The following is a 2568-nucleotide window of genomic DNA, read 5'->3' as shown; positions in this document are numbered from 1 at the left end:
GGCCCCGGCGGCGGCCAGCCGCAGCGCGCAGGCGCGGCCGATGCCGCCGGCGGCGCCGGTGACGAGAGCGGTGCGGCCGGCGAGGTCGAGAGCGAGCTCCTGGGGCCCCGGGCCGGGCAGGGGGGTGGGCGAGGTCATGTGCCGACCCTAGACGGACGCCCGTGGTCACCACATGTGGCGACCACCCACACTTCAGCTGGCAGTCGTAGGGTCAAACCATGTGGGTGCATCGGACATGGCCTGCTTGATCCGCAAGAGGCCGAACTCGTTCAGTCCGGGCAGCGCGTCCACCGCGAACCAGCCGACCTCCAGCGACTCGTCGTCGTTGACCCGCGCCTCACCGCCCACGGCCCGGCAGCGAAAGGTGATGTCCATGTACTGGCAGATGTCGCCGTTCGGGTACGTCACCGGTTCCAGCGCCTGGACCAGCACCACCCGCTCGGCCACGCAGTGCACCGCCGTCTCCTCGAAGACCTCCCGCACCGCGCAGGCCGCTGGCTGCTCGCCCGGCTCGGGGATGCCGCCGATCACCGACCACTTGCGTGTGTCGGTCCGCCTGCCGAGCAGCACCCGGCCCTCGTCGTCGAAGACGATCGCGGTGACGCCGGGGAGCCAGAGCAGCTGCCGGCCGGCGGAGCCCCTGAGCGTGCGGATGAATTCGGGAGTAGCCATGAGCCGACCCTAACGGGCCGCAGCGCGGCACCCGGCCGGACCGGGAGCCGTACGGCTACGCGTCGGCGGCGCGCCGGGCGCGCAGTCCGGACCCGACCGCCCAGCCGATCCCGCCCGCGGCGACCAGCACCAGGGCGATCTCCGGGAGGACGCCCAGCTCGGTGGCGGGGGTCGTGGACGTGCGCAGCGGCACCTTCTGGACGAGGTAGGCGGGCACGAACATGCCGGTCTTCTGCGTGATCCGCCCGTCCGGCATGATGACCGCGCTGACGCCGCTGGTCACCGGCACGGTCACGGTACGGCTGTGCTCGACGGCACGGACGCGGGACATGGCGAGCTGCTGGTAGGTCATCTCGCTGCGGTCGAAGGTGGCGTTGTTGCTCGGCACGGAGATCATCTGCGCGCCGTGCGTCACCGTGTCCCGTACGGCCCAGTCGAAGGCGGCCTCGTAGCAGGTGGCGAGGCCCACCTTCGCGCCGTGGATGCCGAACACGCCGGGTGCGGTGCCCCGGCTGAAGTCCTGGCGGGCCATCTCGGTCCAGCTCTTGTTGATCGCGCCGACGAGCGAACGCAGGGGAAGGTACTCGCCGAAGGGCTGGATCTGGCGCTTGTCGTAGGTCTGCGTCGGTCCCTTGACCGGGTCCCACAGGATCTGCTCGTTGAGCAGTTCGCCGTCCTTCTCGACCACGGCGCCGACGGAGACGGGCACGCCGATGTCCTTGACCGCCTGCTCGATGACGGCGGCGCCGTCGGGATACTCGAAGGGGTCGATGTCGGAGGAGTTCTCCGGCCACAGGACGTAGTCCGGCCTGGGCACCTTGCCCGCCCTGACGTCGACGGCGAGCTTGTGCGTCTCACGCGCGTGGTAGTCGAGGACGGCCCGCCGCTGGGCGTTGAACTCCAGCCCGGAGCGCGGCACGTTGCCCTGGATGAGCGCCACGGTCGCGGTGCCGTGCTCCGCCTCGTCGCTGACCAGCGCGCGCGCCGCGACCGCACCCGCCACCGGCACGGAGACGCTCAGCAGCGCGGCGGCCGCGGCGGCGCGCCGCACGGTCCGGCTCCGGCGCCGCTCGGCGATCAGCCGCCCGGCCTCGTACAGGCCGAACCCGCACAGGACGACCGCGAAGCCGAGCACGGGAGTACCGCCCACCGCGGCGAGCGGCAGGAAGACGCCGTCCGCCTGGCCGAAGGCGATCTTCCCCCAGGGGAAGCCGTGGAAGGGCACCCGCGCGCGTACCGCCTCTCCCGCTGTCCACAGCGCGGCGGCCCACACCGGCCAGGCGGGCAGCCTGGAGACGGCGGCGACGCCCGCCCCGACCGAGGCGATGAAGAGCGCCTCGACGGCGACCAGCGCGATCCAGGGCAGGGGGCCGACCTCGACGCTGGTCCACACCAGCAGCGGCAGCAGGAAGCCCAGCCCGAAGAGGTAACCGAGGCCGAGGGCTGCCTTCCAGCTCCGTCCGCGCAGCACCCACCCGAAGCCGGCGAAGGCGGGCAGGGCCAGCCACCAAAGGGTCCGCGGCGGGAAGCTGACGTACAGCAGCACTCCGCAGAGCACGGAGGCGGCGGCCGGGACCAGGCGCAGCAGTCGGCCACGGCGCGCGGCGGAGGCGGGGCGCGGCTGGAGCTGGTCCGGCTGGTCCACGGAAGTTGCGGTGACGGTCACCCGGGTGAGTGTACGGCGGCTGACGCCGCCCCCGACAGGACGGTCCGGCGCCGACGGAGGGGCCGGTCGCCGCTGGTGGGCGCCGGTCCCGGGGGGCCGGTTGCAGGGTGCCGGCCACGGGGCGGCGACCACACCCGCCGGTGCCCCCGGGACCCGCCGATCGCAAGGTGCCAGCCGCGGGGCGGCGACCGCATCCGCCGGTGCCCCGCCACCCGCCCGCTGCAATCAGC

At 73.5% G+C, this 2568-nt stretch carries 2 protein-coding genes; both read right to left on the bottom strand.

Annotation, left to right across the window (positions count from 1 at the left end):
• Window positions 1-192: 192 nt before the first annotated feature.
• Window positions 193-672 carry an NUDIX domain-containing protein gene (locus tag GT045_RS14575; protein ID WP_161296228.1) on the bottom strand — a complete coding sequence of 160 codons (480 nt, stop codon included), beginning with the start codon at window positions 670-672 and terminating at the stop codon, window positions 193-195.
• 55 nt (window positions 673-727) lie between these two features.
• On the bottom strand, window positions 728-2338 hold the full coding sequence (gene lnt / locus GT045_RS14570) for an apolipoprotein N-acyltransferase (protein ID WP_161334428.1): 1611 nt from the start codon (window positions 2336-2338) through the stop codon (window positions 728-730).
• Window positions 2339-2568: the final 230 nt, after the last annotated feature.

This window comes from Streptomyces sp. SID486, assembly GCF_009865385.1.
Lineage (GTDB): Bacteria > Actinomycetota > Actinomycetes > Streptomycetales > Streptomycetaceae > Streptomyces.
Note: the sequence above shows the minus strand (reverse complement) of the source record. Positions and strands in the feature narration are given on the sequence as shown.

Bases quoted from the DNA above. Each gene is read 5' to 3' on its own strand.
- GT045_RS14575 (WP_161296228.1), bottom strand. From the start codon at position 672: ATGGCTACTCCCGAATTCATCCGCACGCTCAGGGGCTCCGCCGGCCGG.